The sequence below is a fragment of the Bifidobacterium simiarum genome (assembly GCF_002802905.1).
Lineage (GTDB): Bacteria > Actinomycetota > Actinomycetes > Actinomycetales > Bifidobacteriaceae > Galliscardovia > Galliscardovia simiarum.
Genome location: NZ_PEBK01000003.1, coordinates 249,534 through 275,233 on the forward strand (window position 1 = coordinate 249,534; position 25,700 = coordinate 275,233).

At 63.6% G+C, this 25,700-nt stretch carries 15 protein-coding genes; 3 read left to right on the top strand and 12 right to left on the bottom strand.

All coding sequences use genetic code 11. The features are described from left to right. Positions 1 to 104 precede the first annotated feature (104 nt). Together CSQ87_RS04485 and CSQ87_RS04490 are read right to left on the bottom strand one after the other, a co-directional pair. A complete protein-coding gene (locus tag CSQ87_RS04485) occupies positions 105 to 3,014 on the bottom strand; it encodes an alpha-L-rhamnosidase-related protein (protein ID WP_100512680.1) in 2,910 nt (969 codons plus the stop codon). A 53-nt stretch (positions 3,015 to 3,067) separates the two neighbouring features. Beyond that, entirely contained in the window at positions 3,068 to 4,447 is a 1,380-nt protein-coding gene (locus CSQ87_RS04490; protein WP_165776735.1) for an MFS transporter, read from the bottom strand. Between the two features lie 246 nt (positions 4,448 to 4,693). Here CSQ87_RS04490 and CSQ87_RS04495 point away from each other — a divergent pair, with 246 nt between their 5' ends. Further along, a complete protein-coding gene (locus CSQ87_RS04495) occupies positions 4,694 to 5,404 on the top strand; it encodes a GntR family transcriptional regulator (protein ID WP_100512682.1) in 711 nt (236 codons plus the stop codon). Between the two features lie 208 nt (positions 5,405 to 5,612). On the opposite strand, the gene CSQ87_RS04500 is transcribed toward CSQ87_RS04495, so the two are convergent. The 5 genes from CSQ87_RS04500 to CSQ87_RS04520 all read right to left on the bottom strand — a co-directional run bounded on the left by CSQ87_RS04500 (position 5,613) and on the right by CSQ87_RS04520 (position 13,073). After that, complete coding sequence (locus CSQ87_RS04500) at positions 5,613 to 8,543, bottom strand: sugar-binding protein (protein WP_100512683.1); 2,931 nt, start codon at positions 8,541 to 8,543, stop codon at positions 5,613 to 5,615. 68 nt (positions 8,544 to 8,611) lie between these two features. Next, on the bottom strand, positions 8,612 to 9,505 hold the full coding sequence (locus CSQ87_RS04505; protein WP_100512684.1) for a hypothetical protein: 894 nt from the start codon (positions 9,503 to 9,505) through the stop codon (positions 8,612 to 8,614). Between the two features lie 189 nt (positions 9,506 to 9,694). Further along, complete coding sequence (locus tag CSQ87_RS04510; RefSeq protein WP_100512685.1) at positions 9,695 to 10,588, bottom strand: carbohydrate ABC transporter permease; 894 nt, start codon at positions 10,586 to 10,588, stop codon at positions 9,695 to 9,697. Position 10,589: 1 nt separating this feature from the next. Next, complete coding sequence (locus tag CSQ87_RS04515; protein WP_100512686.1) at positions 10,590 to 11,549, bottom strand: carbohydrate ABC transporter permease; 960 nt, start codon at positions 11,547 to 11,549, stop codon at positions 10,590 to 10,592. 177 nt (positions 11,550 to 11,726) lie between these two features. After that, positions 11,727 to 13,073 carry an ABC transporter substrate-binding protein gene (locus CSQ87_RS04520; protein WP_100512687.1) on the bottom strand — a complete coding sequence of 449 codons (1,347 nt, stop codon included), beginning with the start codon at positions 13,071 to 13,073 and terminating at the stop codon, positions 11,727 to 11,729. Positions 13,074 to 13,454: 381 nt separating this feature from the next. On the opposite strand from CSQ87_RS04520, the gene CSQ87_RS04525 reads away from it, so the two are divergent. Next, on the top strand, positions 13,455 to 15,008 hold the full coding sequence (locus CSQ87_RS04525) for a glycoside hydrolase family 30 protein (RefSeq protein ID WP_100512688.1): 1,554 nt from the start codon (positions 13,455 to 13,457) through the stop codon (positions 15,006 to 15,008). A gap of 244 nt (positions 15,009 to 15,252) precedes the next feature. On the opposite strand, the gene CSQ87_RS04530 is transcribed toward CSQ87_RS04525, so the two are convergent. After that, complete coding sequence (locus CSQ87_RS04530; protein ID WP_100512689.1) at positions 15,253 to 16,842, bottom strand: glycoside hydrolase family 30 protein; 1,590 nt, start codon at positions 16,840 to 16,842, stop codon at positions 15,253 to 15,255. Positions 16,843 to 17,216: 374 nt separating this feature from the next. On the opposite strand from CSQ87_RS04530, the gene CSQ87_RS10715 reads away from it, so the two are divergent. Next, entirely contained in the window at positions 17,217 to 18,629 is a 1,413-nt protein-coding gene (locus CSQ87_RS10715) for a substrate-binding domain-containing protein (RefSeq protein ID WP_117434919.1), read from the top strand. 147 nt (positions 18,630 to 18,776) lie between these two features. On the opposite strand, the gene mtnN is transcribed toward CSQ87_RS10715, so the two are convergent. From mtnN to CSQ87_RS04555, 4 genes are all read right to left on the bottom strand, one after another. Continuing rightward, positions 18,777 to 19,481, bottom strand: coding sequence for a 5'-methylthioadenosine/S-adenosylhomocysteine nucleosidase (gene mtnN / locus CSQ87_RS04540; protein WP_100512690.1), 705 nt, complete (start codon positions 19,479 to 19,481; stop codon positions 18,777 to 18,779). Between the two features lie 466 nt (positions 19,482 to 19,947). After that, positions 19,948 to 21,081, bottom strand: coding sequence for a 3-deoxy-7-phosphoheptulonate synthase (locus CSQ87_RS04545; RefSeq protein WP_243388832.1), 1,134 nt, complete (start codon positions 21,079 to 21,081; stop codon positions 19,948 to 19,950). Between the two features lie 201 nt (positions 21,082 to 21,282). After that, the gene (locus CSQ87_RS04550) at positions 21,283 to 24,183 is read right to left on the bottom strand and encodes a family 78 glycoside hydrolase catalytic domain (RefSeq protein ID WP_117434920.1); all 2,901 of its coding nucleotides are present in this window, start codon (positions 24,181 to 24,183) and stop codon (positions 21,283 to 21,285) included. A gap of 328 nt (positions 24,184 to 24,511) precedes the next feature. Continuing rightward, positions 24,512 to 25,645, bottom strand: coding sequence for a 3-deoxy-7-phosphoheptulonate synthase (locus CSQ87_RS04555; RefSeq protein WP_100512693.1), 1,134 nt, complete (start codon positions 25,643 to 25,645; stop codon positions 24,512 to 24,514). Positions 25,646 to 25,700: the final 55 nt, after the last annotated feature.

A 25,700-nucleotide genomic window follows, 5' to 3' on the forward strand; every position in this document is an offset into this window, starting at 1 on the left:
ATGCGCATGAGATGCTATGTTGTATCGAATTTCGTTATCGAAATATGGTGAACGATCGTCGAATAAGAGATTCGCGTCAACAAACGAATCAGATACGTCCACGATCAGATTCGGCCTTGGATCGTCAGATCATATGTTCCCGGAGGCAACGTTTCGTCGGACCGGCTTCCCGGCCGACGCAAGGTCGCCGTCGCACCGGCAGGCACGACGATATGCATGTCCACAACACCACCTTCAGCACCGTCAATGCCGCGTCGCCGTTGATTGACGGTGATGTTACCGAGGATCGTGGGCAATGTGACGTCAAGCCGATCAAGTTGCCCGGGCAGAGAAGGAGCGATGTCGAAAGTCCGGAATCCTCCGGAAGTCGATCGGATCCCCGCCAACAATTCCACGACGATGAACAGCGGAGAAGCGGACCACGGATGCGCGCAACTGACGTTCGGCTTCAGCGTCTCACTCCAAGCCTCCATCGTGGATCCTGCGCCCTGACGAATCATGCCGTTCCAGCTGCGCAGTCCGCTGCCGGTGAGCAGATCGTAGGCCGCATCCGTCTGCCCGCCGATCATCATCGCCTCCAGCAGAAACGGAGCCGCATATACGCTGACGACCATGCCCCGATCAGCCAACATCCGAGCCGCCGCACGAGCCTTCGGACCGTCCGCCACACCCATCGACACGGCAAAGGCACTGGCATGGGCGGCGTGATGGCCCAGCCTTCGGCCATATCGATCAAGGCCGTCAGCGTAGGCCCGCGCATCGTCATCCCACAGCAGACGATTTATGCTCGCACGCAGCCGATCGGCGATCGATGCGTACTCTCTTCCGGGAGTACCCAGCACCTCGTCAATCTCGGCCATGGCCCGATACGCGCCGTACGCCACCGCATTCACCACCGTATTGACCGGGCCGAACCGATAACCGTCCCGCTCGGATGGAGGCCAGTCCACGATGTCGTAATCCATGCGACTGCCCGTGCCATCATTGCCGAAATCCTTGCAGATCAGACCGGTATTCGGATCCAGCCACCGAGTGGGCAGCAATTGCCTCAACCGGTCATATCGCGCGCGCAGCCGGTCCACATCACCGGAACGCAGATATTGATCCCTCGCCATCAGCACCAGATAGAACGGCCATTCGGTGGGCCACGTCCGTCGCTCGAGCAGATAGTCAAGAGAGTAATCGGCAAGCGATACGTCGGCGCTGATCGCCGCATTGCATCGTGCCTGCAGGTAGGCGTCGGCCTCGTACGGCTCACGTTCTCGATTCCATGAATCGACGAGCAGATTGCCGTTGATCTGTTCCATGGTGTTGCGGCAGAACGTGACGATACGGTTCAGATCGTCATCGTCGCTGCACATCGCGACGGATCCGTCCAAATCGTCCGCATACAGCGGATAAACGTGGCCTATGCCTCGAATCGTCCGAAGATCGAAATCGCTGGGAAGTCCCTCGATTTCGACGTATCGGAACACCCGCAGTCCCCAAGTCACACCGATCTGGCCAGCCGACTCAGAGCCAAGGGACCATGTATCGCAGTAGTGGTTGCCCGCGTTGGTACGCCACCGTGGGGAACCATCCGCTTCGGATAGTTCCCCATATCGGATGACGACCTCCGACTGATTCGCCGGCACCGAGGATGGCCACGGAATCTCCACCCCTCCGACCAGAGTCTTACCGAAATCGAGACGAATGACTCCCCGCGGGCTGGCGTCCCCGAAACGCTCCACATGTACCGGCTCGCACCGTTCGATGATCACGTTGCGCCCAGGATTCATCAGCAGCCGGTCACGGTCAAATGCAGGCCGCTCTACGGCCTGGCACCACCGTAAATCGCCGCCTGCAATCCGCTCATGCCGTGCCTCATCAAATCCCGGTGCATCGAATCCCCACGGATACCGATCGCCTCGCAGATTCTCACGCGGTGCCGCATAGTATCCGGTACCGATGCTTCCCGCCGGACCATAGACGGCAGTGCCGTCCAAAGCACGCCACGTGGAATCCGTGCCGATCGTCAGATGCCCACCATCCTCATAGACGACGTGCAGTTCAGCCTGTACCCGCTGGTCGGACGTGGTCCACGCCTGAATACCAATGCAATTGGGGATTCCATCGGATATCTTGTCGCCGGAAGCCTGCTCGCCGCAACGGAGCGACTCCGTTACGTCATACACGTCGTACCGCGTTTCGTCGCCGACCGACCGGACCGGACCGTTCCCGACTGCCGTACCGTTGACGCCGATTCGATAGACGAACTGACGTGCCGGTTCCGGAGACGATGCGGTGACGTACAGTCGAGCCTTAGCCACCACACGTCGCGGATCAAGCATGAACTCCTTGTGCAGGAACGCCCATGCAGCACCATTGGAAGTAAGGCCATGGGAACGTTCCGCGACGAGGAATCGACCGTCATCGTCAACATCTCCGCAATCCAACAGAGAGGTCTCGCCGAGGGTCCAGAGCACACGACCGGCGGGATCCGTCACCGAAAGCCCGGAAACCAGCGAACGGGCGTTGGCTGGGGCGCCCAGCCCGACATCGTTCCCACGCCAACCATCGGCACGCCAGGTCTCGTCATGGATGACGCTTACCTCATGTCCTTGGATGATAGTGGTAATCGTATCGTCTCGCAGCATGACAGTCACATGAACTTCGGGATCCGAATCAACCTGCCATGCGGCCGAGCCAATACGTTGTACAACGTCGTTTCGTCGCACGTCGGCGACGAGCTCACCCGCCTCCGGATCAATGGTCCATTCGTACCCGTTGCGAGAGTCCGGACACCGGAACAGCAGACAGACACGGCGAGCGCCCGGCACGTCCATGCCCGCTCCGACAACCGGCTTGTCTCCGGTCTGGCGGACTTGGGATCTGACGACCGTCAGCTCGAGATTGCAGTCCTTCCAATCGACGGGATCGTTCACCGGAGCCCAGATCGGCACGCTGTGATTCCAGAGATCCGATCGTCCCTGAGGAGCCGACGATGTTGCAATTATGGGTGTGATGACCGTCATGATCCATACTCCTTTGGTTGGTCGACGGTGGATTTCGGCATTCGTCGTTGCTGTCAGACGACCGTTTTTGCCGCGACTGGTTCGATCACGGTAATCTTCGGTTCAGCAGAGTCGACAGCGTGCGTCGTCATACGGCCTTCCGCCGTATGCGCCTTATCGATATCAGCGGTTTCTCCACGATCCTCAAGATCGAATTCCGTTTCGGTACGTCCACGGAACACAAGGAATGCTGTGGCGCAACCAACCAAGGCGCAGGTGGCAATGGCTCCCAATAGATAGCGTGGACCGAACGTGAAGATGATCGGAGTAACGAGAGCCACCAACGCCGAGACGATGCGAGCGAACGCTACGATGAAGCCCTGAGCCGTGGATCGCAGCAGCGTGGGGAAGGATTCCTGAGCCCAGATCTTCAGAATCGGCTCGCCGGCGAATACCGAACTAAGTACCCATAGGCACAGCATGGCAGTCAGCGTGATCGCCGATGGACCGAACACGGTGGGCAACAGCGATCCTGTGACCGCACAGGTGGCGCCAAGCACAAACCACATCAGTCGATGCGGCCCATCGATGACCTTCATCAGCAGGAATACCAGCACGAATCCACCGACGGTGGTGACCATGCTCACCTTGGAATAGAAGCTCACCGACATGCCCGCCAGCGAGGTGAACATCAGCGCTCCGAACTGTCCGTTGGTGTTCATGCCGATGTTAATCAACGAATAGAACACGATCAATCCAAGGAAAGGAACGATGTACGGCTTGCGCAACAGATCGCGCAGAGAACCCTCGGAACGAACGGCCACTCCGGATGAGACTCCCTCAGTGGCGAGATGCGCCGCCTTCCAGCGATCGGATTCAGGAATGGTGCAACGAGCGATCAGGGTCACTATCGCGACGGCGCCAATATGCGCATACATGATCTGTGCACCGGTACGCCCCCAGTCACCGAATACGGCGCCGAACCCCTGAGAGGAAAAGATGCCGATCTTCCACAGAATCTGTGTGAACGAGACCATCGATCCTCGATTCTCGGAACTCGCCGCTTCGGAGATAGTGGCTAGGGAAACCGGCAGGTCAGCACCCGTTCCCATACCCATCAGCATGATGCCGGCAAGATAGAAACCGTAGGAAGGTGCCAGACAGAGCACAACCGCTGCGGCGATGATCATCGCCATAGTGACCAGAAACACCCGTCGTCGTCCGAATCGGTCACCGGCCCTTCCGCCGACCGCCGCACCGAAGGCGATGGAGAATCCCAGCGATGACGACAGCACACCGATCTGCGCGGCATCAAGATTGAGATAGTCGGTCAACATCACCACAGCGATACCGCTGGTAACGATCGCGGCAGCATCCATGTAGGATGCCATGCCGGAAACCAATGTGAGCCACCAGAGGTGGCGCTCTTCGGATCGTTTCGTCTTACTTGCCATGATCATCGCCCTGCTTCCATGAAGAAGGGCTGGTATGCGTCATTCATGATTCCTCATCGAACCTTTCATCGTCAGTGACAGGAAACCCCAGACCGCATTGTTTCAGGATTCCCAATCCATTATAGACCCAACTACCATTCCAGTTGTTGAGTTACTTGTATGGTAGTACATGCTTTCTTGATCTGTCAATTCGGATGACACCCTATTGATTTCAACGTTCCGCCAGAAACTGATAAGATTACTGGTATGGAAGATAAGCCTTTGCGGAAACATCGAGGTCAATCCGCCAGAGCACTTGCCTACACGCACATCCTCAACGCCATCGTTGACGGCACCTATGCGCCAGGCACGCTGCTTTCGGAATCCGACCTCGCCACACATCTCAACGTCAGCCGTCAACCGGTACGCGAGGCCATGATCCTCATCGCCTCAAACCGACTGGTTACCGTGCGACCGCAAAGCGGCACCTATGTAGCCTATATCGATCCCGAAGAGGTACGGCAGGCACAATTCATCCGCGAAGCCATCGAAGTCAGCTCGCTCGAATTGTGCACCAATATTCCTCCCAACGATCTGGATACGCTCAAGGATTGCATACGACAACAACGAGAAGCCACCAGCCGCGAAGAGTTCTATCCACTCGATGAGAACTTTCATCGCGCGCTGCTCACCATCCCCGGCAACACCAACGCCTGGTCCCTGGTCACCGGCGCCAAAGCCCATCTCGATCGCGTAAGGTATCTCGGACTTGAAGGATTTCGAGACATCCAACGATACGTGGACGATCATGCCAACATCGTCAATGCGCTCGCCGGCGGAGACATCACCACAGCGCAAAACGCCATGCGCACCCACCTGCGTTTCGTCCTTGACGACCTCAACCACATCCGCGAACGCTATCCCGAATACTTCGAGCCACCGAAACCAGGCCGGCGACGGGAGCGACCGACACAGTAAGAAGGCCAAAACCCTGATCTTCTATTCAGTGGCACGTTTTTATCGGTCACCTCATCCGACCGACCGCGTCGGCCACCTTCGGTAGGGGGAGTGTGGCTTATTCATAGCGCCGCCTGCGACCCCTCATCAGTCGGCTAGCGCCGACAGCTTCCCCCAGAGGGGGAAGCCAACGCCGGAAGGCTCAGTCAGCACATGCCGTCCGGCCTGACTAGCACAGTCCTACGGCGTCGAGGGCGAAGGGGATGGTGCCGACGAGTTCGAAGGTCACCTGATGCCGGCCGGCGGGCAGGCCGCGCAGGCTGAGCGCCGTGCGCAGGGCGCTGGCCGTCTCCATGGTGGGCACGGCCTGACGGAACGGCTCGCCGTCCACGGTCACGTCGAATCGGGCGGTTTCCCGCTCCCCTATCGGATTGAGTTCGGCGGCGTTGCGGGCGAACAGGTCGATGCCGTCCGCGTCGGTGTCGATCGTCAGGCTCGCACCCGCCCTCAGGGCCGTGGACGTGGTGCGCTGGTAGTCGAACATGCCCTTGCCGTTCTCATGGGTCCACGGCCCGGCGTAGTCAAGCACCGGCGTGCAGGAGTCCTCCCACGACACCATGTGCATGTCGTCGATCAGTTCGCGGTAGTACGCCGGCAGCCCCGACACCGATCCCAGCAGACCGCGATCCGACACCCGCTCCACGCGCAGCCGGTCGAACAAGACGTGGTCGAAGCTGGTGCCGAGCTGCACGCGGCCGGCGGTCTGCGGGTGCGAATCGGTCCATGCGGTCAGCTTCACGCCGTTGACGAACACGGTGATCTCACCGTCGGCGGCCTGAAGCTCCACACGGTTCCATACTCCCGCCCCGGCCCGGAACCCGGTGCCGGCCTTCGCCAGATCGACGCCGTGGCCGCGCCGGACCTCGTCGCCATATCGCCGCAGCAGCCACACGCCGTCGGCTCGCAGCTTGAAGTCGTAGGCGGCGAGATCGGTGCTGAATTTTCTGCCGCCCATTTCGCGCACGCCGAGCAGCACGTAGGGCGCCCGACCCTCATACGGCTCGAACAGCACATCCACGCCGGCCCGGTAGTTCATCCAACGCAGATCGCCGATCGAGGTGCGCGGGTCGCCCTCGATCCATGCGTTGCCAGCGTGGCGCCAGTCGATCTGCTGCCGCAGTACGTGCCGGCCGTGATCGTCGTCGCCGCCATGCGCACCGTCCGGCGTGGCGGTACCGTCATCCCCACCGTCACCGTCATGCGCACCGTCGCCGCCATCGTCACCGCCGAAACCTCCGTCATACGGCACGACCTCGAAGGCGCCGTTGGTGTCGGTGGTGTATCGCGGCACCGCGCCGGCCACTCCACCGCGACTGTCGAGATAGTCCTCCTCGACCGCCCGTCCATGCTTCCACACGGCGACCGGCCGCTCGTCGGCGTATTCGAAATCGTCCTCATACAGCGTCCGCCCATCCGGGTCGACGTCCAATACGGTACGGGCGTGCTCGTCGGTGTGCGGAATCCCCGGCTGGGGAATGTCGTCGACGGCCAGCGAGGTGAGCGTGACCATCGACCACGGCTCCACCGTCACCGCGTATTCGGCCGCAGAACCGGCAGCCGTGGTCTCAGCCGACGCGGAACCGGCCGCCGCAGTACCGGCCGTTTCCAGAGTCCGCGTCGAATCCCGCGGCTCGACATCGCCGACGTACCGCAGATACTCGGCGTCGTACGGCTGTCCGGCCCCGGCCGCGCGGGTGCGCCACAGCCGCATCGTCCGACCGGCCGCGGGCACGCCGGACACGGTCACACGGTATTCGCGCGGCAGGCCGCTGTCGTTGACGATCACCGTGGATACGCCGTCCCCGTCCGGCGAGACCAGCGTCAGTGCGGACGGTTCGCCCAGTCTGGCCCCGCAGACCGGATTGTTGCCGACGACCTCGCTCACCGAGGCCTCCGGCACGGCCCGCCACGCGTCGGGGCCGTAGCCGAGTCGGGCGAACCGGCAGAAATGCTGCAGTGCCGCCAGACCGGCGTCGTAGTAGACCCATCCGCTCCACGGGTCGCGGGCGGAGATCAGCTCCTTGTACGAGTATTCGAGGCCTTCGTAGAACGCGCCGATGGCCGGCTGGTAGATGGCGTTGGTCCGGCGGGAGCGGACGAACGCCTTGATCAGGGTGTTGGCCATCTCCAGCGGCGAGCCGATGCCGCCGATGCCGGTGCCCACCTCGCCGGAACCGGAGATCCCCGTGCCGGCGCCGTCGGCCCGGCAGTCGGAGGGGCGGCGGTGCCCGTCCGGCCGCAGACGGTCCATGGTGTTATTCGGCCGGTCGGCCGAATTGGAGAACGTGGCCTGCGCCTCGGAGTTCCAGATCTCCTTGTCGAATTCGTCGGCCAGACGGGTGAAGCTGTGATCGTCGTCGTCCACGACGCTGTAATGGTAGGCCGCGATGTCGATGGCCTCGCGCAGACGGTCGTCGGTGAGCAGATCGGGGCCGAACGTGCCGGTGACCTCCTCGTCGGAGGTGATCACGCGGATCCGGTGGAACAGCTCCCGCTCCTCGTCCGACTGGAATCCGGCGTTCGGATCGTCGGGGCCGGCGCCGATGAAGCCGACCTCGTCGCTGGCCACGCGGCGTTTGAACTCGGCCACCCATTCCAGATCGGCCGTACGCTCGTTGACGTCGGGGTTCACTGTGTCGACCATGTAGCCGTATTCGCGCCAGACCGCGAGGATCGTGTTCTTGTACCAGTGATAGACGTCGTCGTTGTCGCGCACCCACGTCGGCGCATGCCAGCGCAGCATGCTCACATGCAGGTCGGGCTGGTACCGCCGGGCGTCGGCGGCCAGCTGGAACCCCGGTTCGCGCGTGACGACCGGGTATTCGTCGGGGTCGCGCATGGTGGCCGTGTTCGGGCCGGTGGAGTTGTTGCGGTCGTTGCCCATCTCCACCTTGACGAGGTTCATGATCGGCCGGTCGGTGCCGAACAGGGTTTCGATCAGCCGCCAGTAGGTCTGCGGATGCTCGGCCTTGTAGTCCAGCAGCAGGCTGGACGTGGCGTTGCCGGACAGTACGCCGAAGCCCTTGTAGGTCAGTCCATGCCGGCTTGCGGCGGCGCGGCGCACGGCCTCGGCGTCGAGCGTGAGACGGACCGGCTGCAATGACGAAGATGCCGTCGGTAAGGATGCTGTTGGTAAGGATGCTGTTGGTGATGTCATCGGATTCCCCCCTACTGCTTCCAATCAGACTGTGCGGTGAAGAAGTTGCCGCCGCGACCCTCGGCGTCGTACATGTCGATGATGCGCTTGTCCTTGCTTTCGTTGGCCATCATCGTGAACAGCACGTCGGCCTGCCAGCGCACCGACGACCACAGCATGTAGCCCACCACGCCCGTGCCGAGCAGCAGGAACAGGATCGGCCCCCAGGTGACGATCGCATAGCCGAAGGCGACGAGCACGATGGCGGAGATCACGATCATGTAGAACCGCTTCACCGACAGCATCAGCGCGTTCCTCAGCGTGGCCATGTACTTCGCCTTCGGATATTCCACCACCAGCAGCAGCGAGATCAGGAACGCCTCGGCCAGCAGCACCACGCATACGGCGAGGGCCGGCGTAACGTACAGACCGAACGACAGGCGGGAGAAGATCTGCATGTTGTACAGGGCGCAGAACGCGAGCACGCCGAAGGTGACGCCCATGGCCAGCGACCGGACGAACACCTTCGCGTAGGCGCGGAAATACGGGCGGATCACGCTGGCATCGTGGTTCGGGTTCACGTACGGGGCGGCGATCCAGTCCGGCGGGAAGTCGGGGTCGGCCGCATGATCCTGATACACCTTCGCACGGATCGCGGCGTTGCGGGAGAACAGGGTGGGCTGGTCGCGGAACACGGCGAACATGGCCGCGATGCCGGGGGCGCTCAGCGCGAACGCGGCCAGCAGCAGCGGATAGGCCGTGAGGTCGTGGACGAAGCCGATCACCGCCACCAGCGGCAGCATGCCGATCAGCGAGCACCAGCCCACCGCCAGCAACACGAAGATCGAGTTCGCGACGGTGAGGAACGTACCGGCGAAATTCGACGAGGACTTCTTCTGCGGAACATGGTCTGACATGGCCGTCATGGTACTCCTAGGTGGGTCGGTGCGGGTGGGATTTGGGTGGGGTTGGTTTGCGGGCGGGATTGGTTTTCGGGATCGGTGTGGATCGGATGGAGATGGATATGAAAAACCGGGACGGGGCTGGTGCTGGAGCCCCGCCCCGGCGGCGGGCGGTCGTGGGAAGGAAGGACAAGAACCACGGCCGCGGGAGAGTTAGCCTTTCATACCCGAGGTGGCGATGCCTTCGATGAACTGGCGCTGGCCGAGCAGGAAGACGATCAGGATCGGCAGGACGCTCATCACCGAACCGGTCATGATCATGGCGTAGTCGGCGGAGTTCTGCGAGATGAACGTCTTGAGACCAAGCTGGATCGTGTACAGGTCGGGGCTACGCAGGTAGATCAACGGGCCCATGTAGTCGTTCCACGTATTGGTGAACGTGATGATGCCGAGCGCGGCGATCGACGGGCCGGACAGCGGCAGGATCACCCTACGATAGATGCCGAACTCCGACAGGCCGTCGAGGCGGGCGGCCTCGGAGAGCTCCTCGGGGATCGTGTCGTAGAACTGCTTCATCATGAACACGCCGAACGCGCCGAAGGCCTGCAGCAGGATGATGGACCAGCGGGTGTCGGCCAGGCCGATCGCGGAGAGCATCTTGAACTGCGGGATCATGTAGGCCTGCCACGGCACGGCCATGGTGGCGATGTAGATGAGGAACAGGGTGTTGCGGCCGCGGAAGCGGATCTTGGAGAAGCCGTAGGCGGCGAACGAGCCGGTGAACACCTGCAGGAACGTCACGCAGATGGCGAAGAACACGGTGTTGCCCACCCACAGCAGCATGCTGGAGTCGGTCCAGATGTTCGCGTAGTTCCCCCAGCGCCACACGCTGGGCAGCCACTTCATCGGCACCATGAAGACCTCGTTGTTGGGCTTCAAGGAGGAAAGGACCATCCAGATGAACGGCAGCAGGATGAACAGCGAGCACAGGATCATGGTCGTGTACCCGACCACCGTGCCGATGATCTTGGCCGGGGACACCGGCTTCTTGTTGAACGGGACGTCGGCGGAGCTGACCGCGCCGGGGAATGCAGTCTGAGCAGTCATCTCACTTCTCCTTTTGGTTGTTGTACCAGAACTGAATCAACGTGACCACCATGCACAGGGCGAACAGCACGAGCGAGACGGTGCCGGAGTAGCCGAAGTCGCCGCGTTCGAACGCCACCTTGTACACGTATTGGGCGAGCACCAGCGTGGAGGTGCCGGGGCCTCCGCCGGTCATGATCAGCGTCAGGTCGAGGATCTTGAACGAGCCGATGGTCAGCGTGACCATCACGAAGAACAGGGTCGGGCGCATGCACGGCACGGTCACCTTCCAGAAGCGCTGCCAGGCGTTCGCGCCGTCGAGCTGGGCGGCCTCGTACAGCTCGCTCGGGATGGTCTGCAGGCCTGCGAGCAGCAGGATCATGAAGTAGCCGGCCTCACGCCAGGTGGCCACGATGATGACCGCGGGCATGGCCCATGTGGTCGAGCCGAGCCATCCGGGCACGTTGTCGGTGAAGATGCCGATGATCTGGTTGATCACGCCGCTGCGGGCGTCGAACAGCATGTTCCACACCTGGGCGATGGCCACGATCGAGGTGATGTACGGGAAGAACGCCACCGTACGGAAGAACGAGCGGCCCTTGAGCTTGGAATTGAGCAGCACGGCCAGACCGAAGGCCAGCACGAGGGTGAGCGGGATGTGGACGACGGAGTAGTAGATGGTGTTCCAGAACGAGTCCTTGAACACGCTGTCGCGCATCAGGCGCCGCCAGTTCGCGCCGCCCGTGAACACCGGGTTGCCGAAGGCGCTCCACCGGGTGTTGGCGATGTAGAACAGGGCGCACACCGGAATGAGGCACAGAAAGATGAAGCCGAGGAAGTTCGGCGTGATGAACGCCACGCCGTGCAGGAAATTGCGCCGTGAGATCGCAGCGCTCGACATCTTCCCCTTGTTGTGCGAAGGCTCCTGGCCCTCGCTGTCGGTCGGTCGCTGATCGACCTGAGCAGCCGCCGTGTGGGACATGACCGCTTTCTCCTTTCGCCGGAACCGACCCTTCTTCTCCCGGCATGCGCGTCATGCCGACGATCGGTTCGCGAATAGTACTGGTTGCAAGCAAAAGGCACGGTCCGGGGTTATGGGGCCAGGACCGTGCCTGTGGTTCGATAGGGAAATGGATATGGATTGCGGGTTATCTACCGATCACTCGGTGACGATGCCCTGATCCTTGATGTCCTGCGTGGCCTTGGCGAGCGCGTCGTTCACGGAGGAGGTCTCGGTCATGATCGAGGAGTGGGCGTCGTTGAGCAGGGAGATGATGGTGTCGGAACCCTCACCGACCGGGTTCTCCGGCTTGGTGTCGTGGTTCTGCCAGGCTTCCTTGGTCAGGTCGTCGGTGGCCATGCCGTCCACACCGAAGTAGGTGTCGGCGACGGCGTCGGAGAAGTAGGCCGGGGTGGTGGCGATCTTGGCGAGAGCCTTGGCGCCATCCTCGCCGGAGGCGAACTTCACGAATTCCTTGGCGGCGGCCAGCTTCTGGCCCTCGGACTTGGCGGAGACGGCCAGACCGGTCGGATCACCGAAGGTCACGGGCTTGTCGGAGCTAGAGGAGTCGGGGTTCTGCGGGATCGGAGCGATGCCCCAGCTGAACTTCTCGGCGTCACCGGACTTCTGCTGCTGCACCAGCGTGGCGGCGTACCACGTACCCATCGGCAGCATGGCCGCCTTCTGGGTGCCGAACTGCGCCTGGTACTGCACGGAGGTGGTCTTCGAGGTGTTCCAGTCGATGGTCAGCTTCTCGTCCTGCCACTTCAGCGCGCGCTCGTAGAACGGCTTCATGTAGTCGAACTTGGCCTTGAAGAAGTTGGTGTCGGGCTTGTAGCCGGTCTGGGCCAGGGCGAAGGCCTGGACCACGGACTGCCAGTTGTGCTGGTAGATCGGGTAGACGGACTTGGCGTCGTAGCCGGCCTTCGGCAGGTTGGTCTTCAGCTGCTCGGCGGCCTTGGTGTAGTCGTCCCACGTCCACTTGTCGGTCGGGGTGTCGACGCCGGCCTTCTTCATCATGTCCTTGTTGTAGAACAGCACCCAGGAATCCTGGCGGTACGGCATGGCGTAGTACTTGCCGTCCAGCTCGTAGTTCGAGATGTCGATGTTCTTGTCGTCCTTGTAGCCGGCGGCGATGTCGCTCAGGTCGGCCAGACCCTGGGACTGGGAGTAGGTGAGGTACTTCTGCAGGTTCTTGATCGGGAAGACGTCGGGCTGGGAGCCGGCGGAGATATCCGCGGTCATCTGCTTGTCGTAGTCGTCGGCGGAGTACTGCTTGATGTTGACCTTCACGTTCGGGTACTTCGCCATGAACGCATCGGCGAGGGTCTTGAACTCAGGAGTGGAGTCCAGCGACCAACCGGCCATCGTGATTTCGGTCTTGGCGTTCTTGTCGAAGGCGTCGGAGCTCGACGACGACGAGGAGCCACCGCCACCGCAGCCTGCCAGCGCCAGACCAAGGACGGAAGTCACCGCGACCGCTTTGAAGATGCGATTCAACTTCATTGTTCTTCCTTTCGTATATCGGCTACATTGCCGTCTGCAGAATCCGTGAGCCCGACATCCACGATTGTTGTCTGCCTCACATTCCTCTGTTATCTATGATCATACATGCTCATTTGTGATTGAAATACCGTGTCGCCAAAATTTGTTGCGGATTTTTTCGCATTCGACAGGTTTTGATCATTTACCGATCATTGTTGCCGGACCGGATGATCGCCGATATCGCAACGGTTTCCGGTCGCATCGCACGATGATCGACGGCGACCCACGTTATACCACATATGCGCATTTGTGATTATACTTGATTATATGGTCATCAATCCGATCGTTCAATGATGAACATCCACACCCTGTATATAGGAAGAGCATAGAAAGAGGCATGTCATGACCAAGACCTACCGCAGCGAATACTGGACGCGCACCACCGGCGATCTCGCCGACCGCCGCAAGCCGCAGCAACTGCCGCCGCCCACCGTCGACAGCGGCACGGTCGGCGACGACGTGCGCATCGTCATCGACCCCACCCGCCAGTACCAGCTGTGGGAGGGCGTCGGCGCGGCCATCACCGACTCCAGCGCCTCGCTGTTCATGAACGCGATGACCCCCAAGCAGCGGCATGACATCCTCTCCGAGATGTTCGACCCCGAGCAGGGCGGCTTCTCCTCGGTGCGCATCTCCATCGGCGCCAGCGACTTCTCCTCCCAGGCCTACTACTCCTACGACGACCTGCCCGACGGCGTGGCCGCCGATCCCTCGCTGGAATACTTCTCGATCGGCGAGGGCGAGCCGGGAGCCCCCGACGCCACGCGCGACCTGAAGAACGTGGTGCCGGTGCTGCAGGAGATCCTCGCCATCAACCCGGCGGTGAAGGTGATGGCCTCGCCGTGGAGCGCCCCCGCGTGGATGAAGACCTCCGGACGGCTCGACGGCGCCGGCCGCCTGCGTCTCGGCGAATACGTGGGCAACGGCTACCGCTACCAGGACACCATCGACTACGTGTACGCCCAGTACTTCGTGAAGTTCATCGCCGCCTACGAGTCGTACGGCATTCCGATCACCTCGGTGACCATGCAGAACGAGCCGAGCAACGGCTGCCCGTGGCCGATCACCATCTGGACGCCGGAGGAACTGACCGCCTGGGGCACCGAATACCTGCGCCCGGCGCTCGACAAGACCTACCCGGACGTGGAGATCTACTTCGGAGACGACTCCCTGCGCTTCTGGCAGCGCCCGGCCAGCGAATACATGACGCCCGCACAGGCGCAGTCCTTCGCCGGCGCGGCGTTCCACACCTACTCCGGTCTGCCGCACTGGGTGCACAACGGCGCCCGCCAGTTCCCGCACTGGAAGGCTGCCATGACCGAGCGCCGCTGCATGCTCGACGACAGCGTGGCCGAGGCCTCGCATGTGATGTTCGGCGAGATCGGCACCTGGCTGGTGCGCAACGGCGTGGGACTGATCAACCTGTGGAACATGGCGCTCGACGAGCAGGGATTCCCCTCGTGGGCCGGCACGTCGGGACGCCGCGGCGTGATCACCATCGACTCGTCCACCGGCAAGGTCAAGCGCAACCTCGAATACTTCATGCTGCGCAACTTCGGACAGGACGTGGCCGTGGGCTCGCGTCGCGTGGCCTCCACGAACCACACGCCCGACGGACGCCACGGCGGCCTTGGCTCGGTGGCGTTCCTCGCGCCGAACGGCGATCTGGCCGGATTCCTGTACAACCCCACCGGCGAGGACATCGACGCCGCGCTGACGGTGAACGGCATGGGCGCGAAATGGCGCACGGTCACGGTGCCCGCCTACGGCACGGTGAGCTTCCACCTTTCGGACGACGAGTCGGTGAACACCACAAGCGCGCCGGCCGACGACGAATTCGAGATCACCTACACCCCGCATCCCACCGACGACCACGACGAGACCCTGTTCGAGTAGTCGGATTCGCCCTCCGCAGGTACTCGACCCGGTAGGTACTCGACCACCCCCAGTCTCGCTCCGCGAGCCAGCCCCCGCCAGCGAGGGCCAAATCCTCATGTTGCTCCCGCTGGCGGGAGCTGGCCGCCGCAGGCGGACTGAGGGTGGCCAAATCCCCACACAGACAATGCCCCTTCGATGAAGAATCTCATCGAAGGGGCATTCCATATTGATTGCGTGATCACCCAATCCTACGATCACCCGGTCACTCGTCGTGGCCCCAGACGCGGACCTTGCCGGGCGCCACGTCGCCGATCAGATGCTTCGGCGCGGGGTTGAGCTCGAACTCGTCGTCCTCGGGCACCTCGGAGACGTTGATCTCGCCGTTCGACTTGTGCACGGTCACCAGACCCCACGCGGGCACGGTCACCTTCTGCCACGCGCCGCCCTGCCCGTTGATCGTCACCGCGGCCTCGATCGGCTCGCCGGTCGGGTTGTACACATGGGCGGTCACGTCCCCGTTCGCGCCGAGGAACGCCACCGACCCCAGACCGCCGGACCAGCCGTCGGGCGTGTGGTTCGTCGAGCGGATCACCGTGGATCCCGGGGTCACGTCCTGGCCGAACGCGCGCAGCATGAAGTACTCGAGGTTGCGGATCACCTCGCCGGTCTCGTGCTGGATCGTCACCACGCCGCGGCGGCCGGTGGCGCCCACCTGGTTCGGCAGGCCGCGCTCGTCGAGGGCGAGGTTCCACAGCGCGATGAAGCTCTCGCCGTTGCGCACCAGCCAGTTGCCGATGATGCCGAGCATGATGTGCGCGGCGTCCGCCGGCGTCTCGTCGATCATGCAGCGGCGCTCGGTCATGCCGAACAGCCAGTGCGGGAACGAGCGGGAGGCGTTGAAGAAGTTGGAGTACGGGCCCTCGTAGGTATGCACGGTGAACCCGTCGACGCTGGACGCCTCCTGCGGGGTGACCACCTCGTTGACCGGCCACAGGATGTTGTGGGTGGAATCGTCGTTGATGAAGATGCGCATCTCGGGGAACTTCTCGTTCATGGCCGGACGCAGGAACTTGTGGGCGAACTCGGCCTGCTGCTTGAGCGTCCACATCATGGCGGGCCACTTGGGCGCGTTGCTCGGCTCGTTCTGCACGGTCACGCCCCAGATCGGGATGCCGATCCTGGCCATCTCCTCCACGTATTTGACGAAGTAGCGCGCGTAGCAGCCCTCGAAGCTGTCATGCATCGGGTCGAAGCCGTTGCCGGTCCACTCGTCGAAGCGCAGGTGGCCGCCCTGGCACAGGTGGCCGGTGTTCTTCATCCACGCGGGCGCGCTCCACGGCGAGGCGATGATCTTCACCGCCGGATTGATCTTCAGGATCTCCAGCACCACCGGGATGATGTACTTGAAGTCCTTGGTGGCGTCCGGCGCGCCGGGCTCGCCGGTGCCGAGCGAGAAACGGCTCAGCGTGTTGTCGTGCTCGCCGAAGGGCAGGTCGTCGTAGGTGTAGTAGGGCTGGGCGCTGGGCTCGCACGAGCCGAGCGGGATGCGGATCACCGAGAACCCGCCCTTGGCCGGGTTGAAGGCGTCGTCGAGGAAGGCGTGGCGCTGCTCGGCGTCCATCGACCCCCAGATCAGGCTCGCCGCCGCGTCGGTGATGGCCGCGCCCGCGCCGATCCACGGCTGCCGGCGATCGGACGGGTCCACGACGATCGGCGTCGCGTCGCCGATCTCGGAAACGTAGTCGGGGACCGTGATCGTCTCGCGACGCTGGGTGAGATCGCCCGACGTGGAGGTCCAGAATTCGTTGGCGAATCCGACGCCGCCGGTCGAGGATACGGAATGCTCTGCCATGACTGTCCTTTGTCTTGATGTGTCCGTTGATTGCCGACTCCGCTGCCTGACCGCGACTCTGCCGATCACGCAACGGATACCACACCACGGGTGCTGTGCTGTTGCGTTATCAATATAGCACACTTTCAGTCAGTTATAATCACTTTCAATCAAAGTGTCGCTTCGTCGTCAGACCCCTTGTATGGCAACGATCCCACACCTCCGCAACACGCCGAAGCGGCGTCATTCTTGGCAATTTTTTGGCAAAACGGTGCAATACCGGCCTTGTTGATCATAATTTTTCCACTGTTTTCCAATTCGGTGATTATTTATGATCAAAACGGTATAATCTCCAGTAGTTATCAGCGATCACGAAGAGCTCAAAGGAACGGAACATGCCCACTCAGCGATCCAAGGACCCGTCCGGCGCCACACCCGCACCGAGCAGCTCATCCACCCGGCGTAGCTACCTGCCCGCCGAACGACAGGACATGATCCTCAGCCTGCTCACCCGGGAAAACGTGGTCACCGTCCCCAAACTGGCGGAATACCTCGGCACCACGGAGATCACCGTACGCCGAGATCTCACCACGCTGGCCGAAGCCGGGCTGCTGCGACGGGTGCGCGGCGGGGCCATGTCGATCGGCAATGTGAAGGACCCGTCCAAGGCCGAGGCCGCTCCCGCATCCAGCCGTTCGCGATCGGCCGTGGGCGCCGACGCCGACGCGGTCGAACCGGACGCCGCCGATCCGAATGCGGCGGTCGGGCGCGTCGTCCAACGCGGGAACGGCGGCCGGCCGCTGCTGCGCACCGAGACGATCGACCGTCTGGACCGGCAGATCGATCAGACGATCCCCGCGGCGGCGACGGGTATTGCCGGGGTCTCCGGGACGCTCGCCGCGGCCGGGTCCTCGACGGGATCTCCGGCGAGCACCGGGACGGCTTCCGCGACTGCGGTCTCCGAACCCCGCAGTCGCGGCACGATCGGCCTGATGTTCCCCGAACCGAGCTTCTTCTGGCCCACGGTGATCGAAACGATCCGCAACGACGCCGCCCGACTCGGCTATGAGACCGAGGTGCATGAATCGTCGTACGAGCGCATCCGCGAAAGCGAGATCCTCGACTCGTTCACGGCCAATCCGTCGCTGTGCGGCATCATCGCCTGCCCCAGCTCCGAGGAGGACGTGGCCGAGGCGTCGTGGAACTGGATCAGCCACTCCCCCGTTCCGGTGGTGGTGGCGGAACGCGATCAGCCGTTCGCGGCCATGACCTACCACGATTCGGTACGCACGAACCATCCGTACGGCGTACGCATGGCGATCAACCACTTCCGCGAGCACGGCCACCGTCATGTCGGTGCCGCGTTCACCATGACCCCCACCTGCTCGGTGATCGAAGAGTCGTGGAACCAGCTGACCTCACGGACGAATCTGCTGGACTGCCCGTTCGTCATCGACGGCATCCAGCCCTACGACACGCAGGGCGTGGAGGAGATCGTGGACCGGACGCTGGAGACCGGCGTCACCGGACTGCTCGTCCACTCGGATTATCTGGCGATCGCGCTGGCGCAGGCGCTGGAGCGGCATGGCAAGCGCGTGCCGGAGGACGTGTCGCTGATCTCGATCGACGGCTATGCCACGCCGAGCTCGCGTCCGCTGACCGTACTGCGTTCCCCGCAGCACGAGTTCGCCCGCGAATGCCTCAGCTCCCTGCTGTGGCGTCTCGACCACCCCGACTGGCCCACGCGGCATATCTTCGTGGATCCGCGGCTCATCGACCGCCACAGCGTGGTCCCCATCGACGGGTGAGGGGTGAGGGGTGAGAGTGAGGATGCCGGCCGTACACCTCACATGGGCCGGGCGTCCCGCGTGAGCACATCAACAAAACCGTTGCAATACAAGGGGTTGTACAACATGCCTCACATGGGACGCCCGGCCCGCGTGATGAGATGACGGTTACAGACGACGGAGGATGTTGAGCACGAGACGGGCGGCGGTGTCGGCGTATTCACTGATGTCGAACTCCTTGAACGTCTCGTATTCGGTGTCGGCGTTGTCGCTCAGCGCGCGGATCACCAGCACGGGCACCTCGTTGCGCGCGGCCACATGGGCCACGGCGGCACCCTCCATCTCCACGGCGTCGGCGCCGGTCTCGCGGATCACGCGGGAGGTGTTCTCGTCGCCCTCCACGAAGTAGTTGCCGGTGGCGATGATGCCGGTGATATGCGTGATGCCCATCTCGTTCAGCGCGTGGTCGGCCACCTCGAGCAGATGCGGGTCGGAGAAGAACTCCTCGGTCTTCGGCGCGGACTGCGCGATCAGGCGCATGTCGGTGTCGAGGTAGCGCAGCGTGCCGCCCAGCACCACGTCGTTGATGTGCAGGTGGGTGTTGAGGTTGCCGGCGATGCCGGAGAAGATCACCGCTTCGGGCTGGTAGACGTCGATGAGATGCTGGGTGGTGGAGGCCGCGTTCACCGTGCCCATGCCGGCGACGGTGGCCACGACGTGCAGGCGTTCGCCGTCGGCGGTCTCATAATCGCCGGACGTGACCGTGAGTCCCGCCTCCAGCGTCTCCGTCGCGTTTTCCAGCGACTTGGCGATCAGCGCCACCTCTTCGTCCATCGCTCCGATGACGGCCACGGTCCTCGCGGATTCTGCCATGATGTGCTCCTTTGATGTTCCCCAGACATGTATTGGTTGTCGTAATGCATATTAGGGCCGAGCCCGTCCCGAACGCCAGACGCGTTTTCCTTACGATCTCAGCCACCGGGAAGCATAAGGCACAGGCCCCGCGCCGCCGATTTGATGGATTCGACCGCGAAATCGCGGATTTTGCACTCCGCTCCATCGAAGCCGGATGGCAATCGGACGGCAGTCGAATGACAATCGGGCGAACGACAGTTCGACCACACACAACGATCGCGAGGGGGATACCCATTCGGCCTTCCCCTTGAAGGGGAAGGTGGCCGACGCAGTCGGTCGGATGAGGTGGAGATCTTGAACGAAGCTACGCTCTCGGCCCCTCATCAGTCAGCCTACGGCTGCCAGCTTCCCCCAGAGGGGGAAGCCAAAGATCATTCCCTCAGTCGGCTTATGCCGCCGGCGTTTTCTTCACGGGTTCAGCCGGTCACCTCCAGCGGCGGGTGCTGACGGCTTCGGCGAGCTCGCGCAGGAGCTTCTCGGTTTCGGGCCACGAGATGCATTTGTCGGTGATCGACTTGCCGTAGACGAGCTGGTTCAGCGGGGCGGCGGGCTGGTTGCCGCCTTCGATGAAGCTTTCCATCATGATGCCGGTGATGCCCTGCTCCCCTTCGGCGATGCGCGCGGCGATGTCGCGCACCACGGCGGCCTGACGGTGCTCGTCCTTGCCGGAGTTGCCGTGCGAGGCGTCGATCACGAGCCCGTGGGCGGCGGCCGAGTCGGCGGGCATTTCGTCGCGGATCGCGTCCATGGCCTTCACCACGGATGCGGCGTCGTAGTTGGGTCCGTGGCTGGAGCCGCGCAGCACCACATGGCAGTCGGGGTTGCCCAGCGTCTCCACGGCGGCGGCGCGGCCCTCGTGGTCGATGCCGAAGAAGGTGTGCTGCTGGGCGGCCGCGTAGCAGCCGTTGACCGCGGCCTTGACCGATCCGTCGGTGGCGTTCTTGAAGCCCACCGGCATGGACAGGCCGCTGGCGAGCTGACGGTGGATCTGGCTTTCGGTGTTGCGCGCGCCGATCGCGCCCCAGGTCACCGCGTCGGCGATGAACTGCGGCGAGGTCGGTTCGAGGAATTCGGTGGCGGCCGGCACGCCGGCGCCGAGCACGTCGAGCAGGGTCCGGCGGGCGAGCAGCAGCCCCTTGCGGATGTTGTGGCTGCCGTCCACGTCCGGATCGTTGATCAGGCCCTTCCAGCCGACGGTGGTGCGCGGCTTTTCGAAGTACACGCGCATCACGATCATCAGCTCGCCGTCCAGTTCGTCGCGCACCTTGGCGAGACGGTGGGCGTAGTCGAGCGCGGCGGCGGGATCGTGCACGGAGCACGGTCCCACGATCACGAGCAGGCGGTCGTCCTGTCCGTACAGGCAGGCGCGCACCTCGTCGCGCGATCCCGCCACCAGTTCGCGGGCCTTCGCGTCCAGCGGCAGATCGGCGAGCACGGTGGCCGGCGTGGGCAGCGGATCGAGTTCCAGCACCCGTCGGTTGACGATGCGGTCGATGCCGACCTCGTCCTCCCAGCGCGGGATGCCGTCCACGGTGAGCGGATTGCGCCCCTCGTTCATGGCCCGGCGCACGGCGCTGAGCTCCTCGCTGCGGTCGACACCACGATCGGCGCCACGATCGGCGCCTGCGCCGCCGTTGAGATCGTTACGGTCTGCCTCGTTCATATCCCTCGTCCTTTGCTTTGGTTACCGGTGACTGCGGCCCATTGTATGGGAACGGGCCTATAGCCACCGGCAGCCGTCACCGATTACCGGCAGCCATCACGCCTCGATGACGTGCTCCCCCGGCTCCAGCCCGTGCACCAGCAGCGATCCCTTCGGGTACGAGTGCTGGGTGAACGTGCCTTCGATCGCGTCGTAGCCCGCGCCGAGCTCCACGGCCTCCACTTCGGCGCCGTCGAGCAGCACGCTGGTCGCGCCGGATCGCAGCGGCGGCACGATCACGTCGGCCTTGGTGCCCACGGGCACGGTCACACGGATCTCGATACCGTCCACGGCCGGACGCTCGCCGGTGGGCACGGTGTTGCCGCGCACCTCGTACGAGGCGTCGATCTCGCCGGCTCGCACCGGCAGCTTCACCGAGGCCCGCTTCACCGATCCGGGCTGCGGCGCCACGACGAACGACCGGAATCCGGCGACGAGCGGCCGGACGCCCATCAGCCCCTCCGGCAGCAGGTAGGCCGGCGACGACGCCCACGGATGCGAGTACGTGGTGTTGGTCTTGAGCCGCAGGCTCCACGCCTCCATGGTGCCGCCCGCGCCCTGATCGATCATGTGTTGCCAGGTGCGTTCGCCGGTCGATGCGGCGATCAGCGCGTCCGCGTCGGCGCCGAATCCGGCCTTGTAGAGGCCGCCGAGCAGCACGGCCGCCACGTAGACGCTGCACGCCATGCCGCGTCGGCGCAGGAAGGCGGCCACGCGCGGCAGACGCTCCTTCGGCACTTCGGCGAAGGCGAGCGCGAACGCCGAGGCGTGTTCGGCGCAGTGGGCGATCTGTGCCCCGTCGGCACCGGTGTCGAGGCCGTCCACGTAGGCGCCGGTCTCGTCGTCCCACAGCTTCTCGTGGATGGCGGCGCGCATGCGGGAGGCCACGTCGGCGAAGTGGCGGGCCTCCTCGGTGTAGCCGAGCGCCCCGGCGAGGTCGGCGGCGTCGGCGTAGCTCTGCGAGGCGAGCGCGTTGATCACCGTGTTCACGCGGCCGAATTCGAATCCGTCGCGTTCGGCCGGCGGCCAGTCGATCAGGTCGCCGTCGGTGTGGCTACTCTGACCGGGGTCCTTGACGATCAGTCCGGAGGCTTCGTCGAGGTACTTGTCGGGCAGCATGGCGACGATCTGGTCCCAGTGCGCGGCCGCCTGCCGCAGGCTGCCGGTCTGACGCCAGGCGTCGTGCACGGCGAGCACGAGGTACAGCGGCCATTCGGTGGGCCAAGTGCGGTTGGCGAGCAGAAAGTCGATGGAGTATTCGCCCAGCGTCGGCGAATCGTCGAGGGCGAGGTGGGCGCGCTGCTGCAGCCACGCGTCGGCTTCGTACGGGATGCGTTCGCGGGTCCAGGAGTCGGCGTAGATGTTGCCGTTGAGCGCTTCGATGGTGTCCTTCGAAAGCTTCCAGACGCGGTCGAGCACCTCGTCGGAGGATTCGAAGGCGTCGTCAGCGCCGTGGTACGGGTAGACCAGCGCCTCGGCGTCCACGCGGGTGTCGTGCTCGGCGAGGTCGGCGATCACGTCGGGCGCGGGTTCGGCGGGCAGGAGCTCCACGTACCGGAAGACGCGCATGCCCCAGGAACGGGCGAAGGTCAGTCCCCCGGTCTTGCCCTTGCAGAAGTGCCAGGTCTCCTGATACGTGTTGTAGGCGCTGAGCTGGTATTTCACCGTGCCGTCGTCGTTGAGGATCTCGCCGTAGCGAACCACCATGTCGAGCGGCTTGTCGGTGCGGATGGCGAGGCGTACGCCGCCGGCCACCGCACGGCCGAAGTCCACGATCAGCCGGCCGTCGTCGGTCACCCGCTTGGAGACGGGGTGCCACACCTTGATGCGCGGCTTGTTGACCGGGGTGGCGGCCAGATCGTCGAACTGCGACTTGACCACGGCATGGGCCCAGTCGGCGTCGTCGAAATCGGGTTCGGAGATGCCGTGCTGGTACAGCTGCGTGCGGATGTTCTCGGCGGGCAGTTCGTAGACATGCGTGCCGATGGATTCGGCGTCGGGGTACACGTCGTTGCCGACCTTGGCGAGCCAGTCGGGGCCGGTGCCGAAGTGGTCGACGGTGCCGTCCTCGTAGGTGACGTCGAGCTGGGCCTCGAAGCGCTGGTCCTCCAGCGCGTAGGCGACCACGCCGATCCAGTTGTCGCGGCCGGGCACCAGCCAGTCGGTGACGTCGAAGCCGTCGTAGCGGGTCTCCCCGGCGATGGGGAAGGTGGGGCCATAGCCGGCGAAGTGGCCGTTGACCCACGCGCGGTAGACGAACTGGCGGCTGCGCCACACGTCGGCGCCGGTGGCGTTCAGGGTGGCCCAGCGCACGGGCTTGTCGGCGAGGCGGACGCGGCCGCGCAGCAGCGCCCAGCCGCGGGAGTTGTGTTCGGATGTGAGCAGATCGGGCTTGGCAGCGAACTGGTCGGTGTTCTTGCGCTGCAGGATCTCGTCGTGGGCCACGGCGGGCAGTTCGACCTCGGTGTACGGCGCGGCGGTGATCGGATCGGCCCAGATCGGTTCGGCGTGGTCCCACTGGCGGCCGGCGCCGGTACCGAAGGTCATCGGCTTGCTGAAGGCGGTGGCCACGGCGGTTTTGCCGGTGCCACGCCACACCTGCACCGCGACCCAGTACCGGCGGCTGGCGGCGGTGTCGACGTCGGTGAGCTCCACGCCGTCGTAGCCGTCGGAGTCCACGCGGCCGGAGTCCCAGACATCGCCTTCGCCGGCCGATGCCTTGTCGGGCGTGGACGAGACGATCACGCGGTAGGCGGAGACGGTGTTCGGCGCGGTGGTCGTCAGGCTCAGCCCCAGATTGCTTTCGAGGGGGACGACCCATCGCAGGACGGGTACGGTGTCCGGTTCGATGTCCACCGGTCTGATCCGGTCGTTGATCAGCAGATTCGTCGGGGCCTTGCCCACCGTCTGGGTCACCAGACGCCTGATCTCGCCGTCGCGCTCGATATGATCATTCATTTTCTGCCCCTTTGCAAGAACCATCAGTATGCATTCGATCCCATTATTTGTACAGGGGCAGATATTCGGGAAACCGTCCCCATATTTGGGATTATGGGACGATTGTCGAGACAAATCAAGGCAACTACGCGTATGGAAAACCCCGCGATGGTTATTGCCTATCGCGGGGTTCGGAAAATCGGCTGACCGGATCGGATTGGTCGGATCGGACAGACCGGACTGTGAGACCGATCCGGCAGGATCAGACCAGACCGGATCGGTCAGACTGACCGGATTGATCGGATCATTCGGATTGATCAGACCGACCGGATTAATCGGACCGACCGGATCACAGCGCGCGGCGCTTGCGGACCGCCTCGGCGAGCGTATGCAGCAGCTCGTCGGTGCGATCCCACGGCACGCAGCGGTCCGTGACCGACTTGCCGTACTCCAGCTGGTCGAGCGGAGCCGGCTTCTGCGCACCGGCCTTGAGGAAGCTCTCCATCATGATGCCGGTGATGCCCTGCTCTCCGGCGGCGAGACGCTCGGCGATGTTCTCCACCACCTCGGCCTCCACCTCCTCGTTCTTGCCGCAGTTGCCGTGGGCGGCATCGATGATCAGACCGTGCTCGCTGGGGCCGGGGGCCTTGGACTTCTTCAGCGCGGCCAGCGCCTCCTTCACCGACTCGGCGTCGTAGTTCGGGCCGTGGCTCGAACCGCGCAGAATCAGGTGGCAGTCGGGGTTGCCCTTCGTCTCCGCGGCGATCACATGACCGTCGAGGTTGATCGACAGGAAGTGATGCTGGAAGCTCGAGGCGTAGCAGGAATCGGCCGCCGCCTTGATCGAGCCGTCGGTGGAGTTCTTGAAGCCCACCGGCATCGACAGGCCGCTCGCCAGCTCGCGATGCACCTGGCTTTCGGTGTTGCGCGCGCCGATCGCACCCCAGCTGATCGCGTCGGACAGGTACTGCGGGGTGATCGGATCGAGCCACTCGGTCGCCACCGGCACGCCCAGGCTCAGCACGTCGGACAGCACCTGACGGGCCATGAACATGCCCTTGCGGATGTTGAACGTGCCGTCGAGATCGGGATCGTTGATCAGGCCCTTCCAGCCGATCGTGGTACGCGGCTTCTCGAAGTACACGCGCATCACGATGAGCAGATCGTCGTTGAGCTCGTACTTGACCTCCGCCAGACGCTGCGCGTACTCGTGCGCGGCCTTCGGATCATGGATCGAGCAGGGGCCCACCACCACGAGCAGACGGTCGTCGCGCCCATGCAGCACGTCACGGATCTCCTGACGGGAACGGGCCACCAGATCAAGCTGGCTGTCGCTGAGCGGAATCTCACGAATAAAGGAGCGAGGTGCCGGAATAGGGTCAAGCTGATAGATGTTCACGTCCATTGTTTCGGGAAAGACCGCGCGCTCCGAGAGATTGCGCCGTTCGTCTTCGCTGCTGTCGGGACCGCGAAGGATTGCCATATTTCTCACCTCTTTCATCGTGCTATGTGTTGGATAGCGATGTGATTCGCCGCCT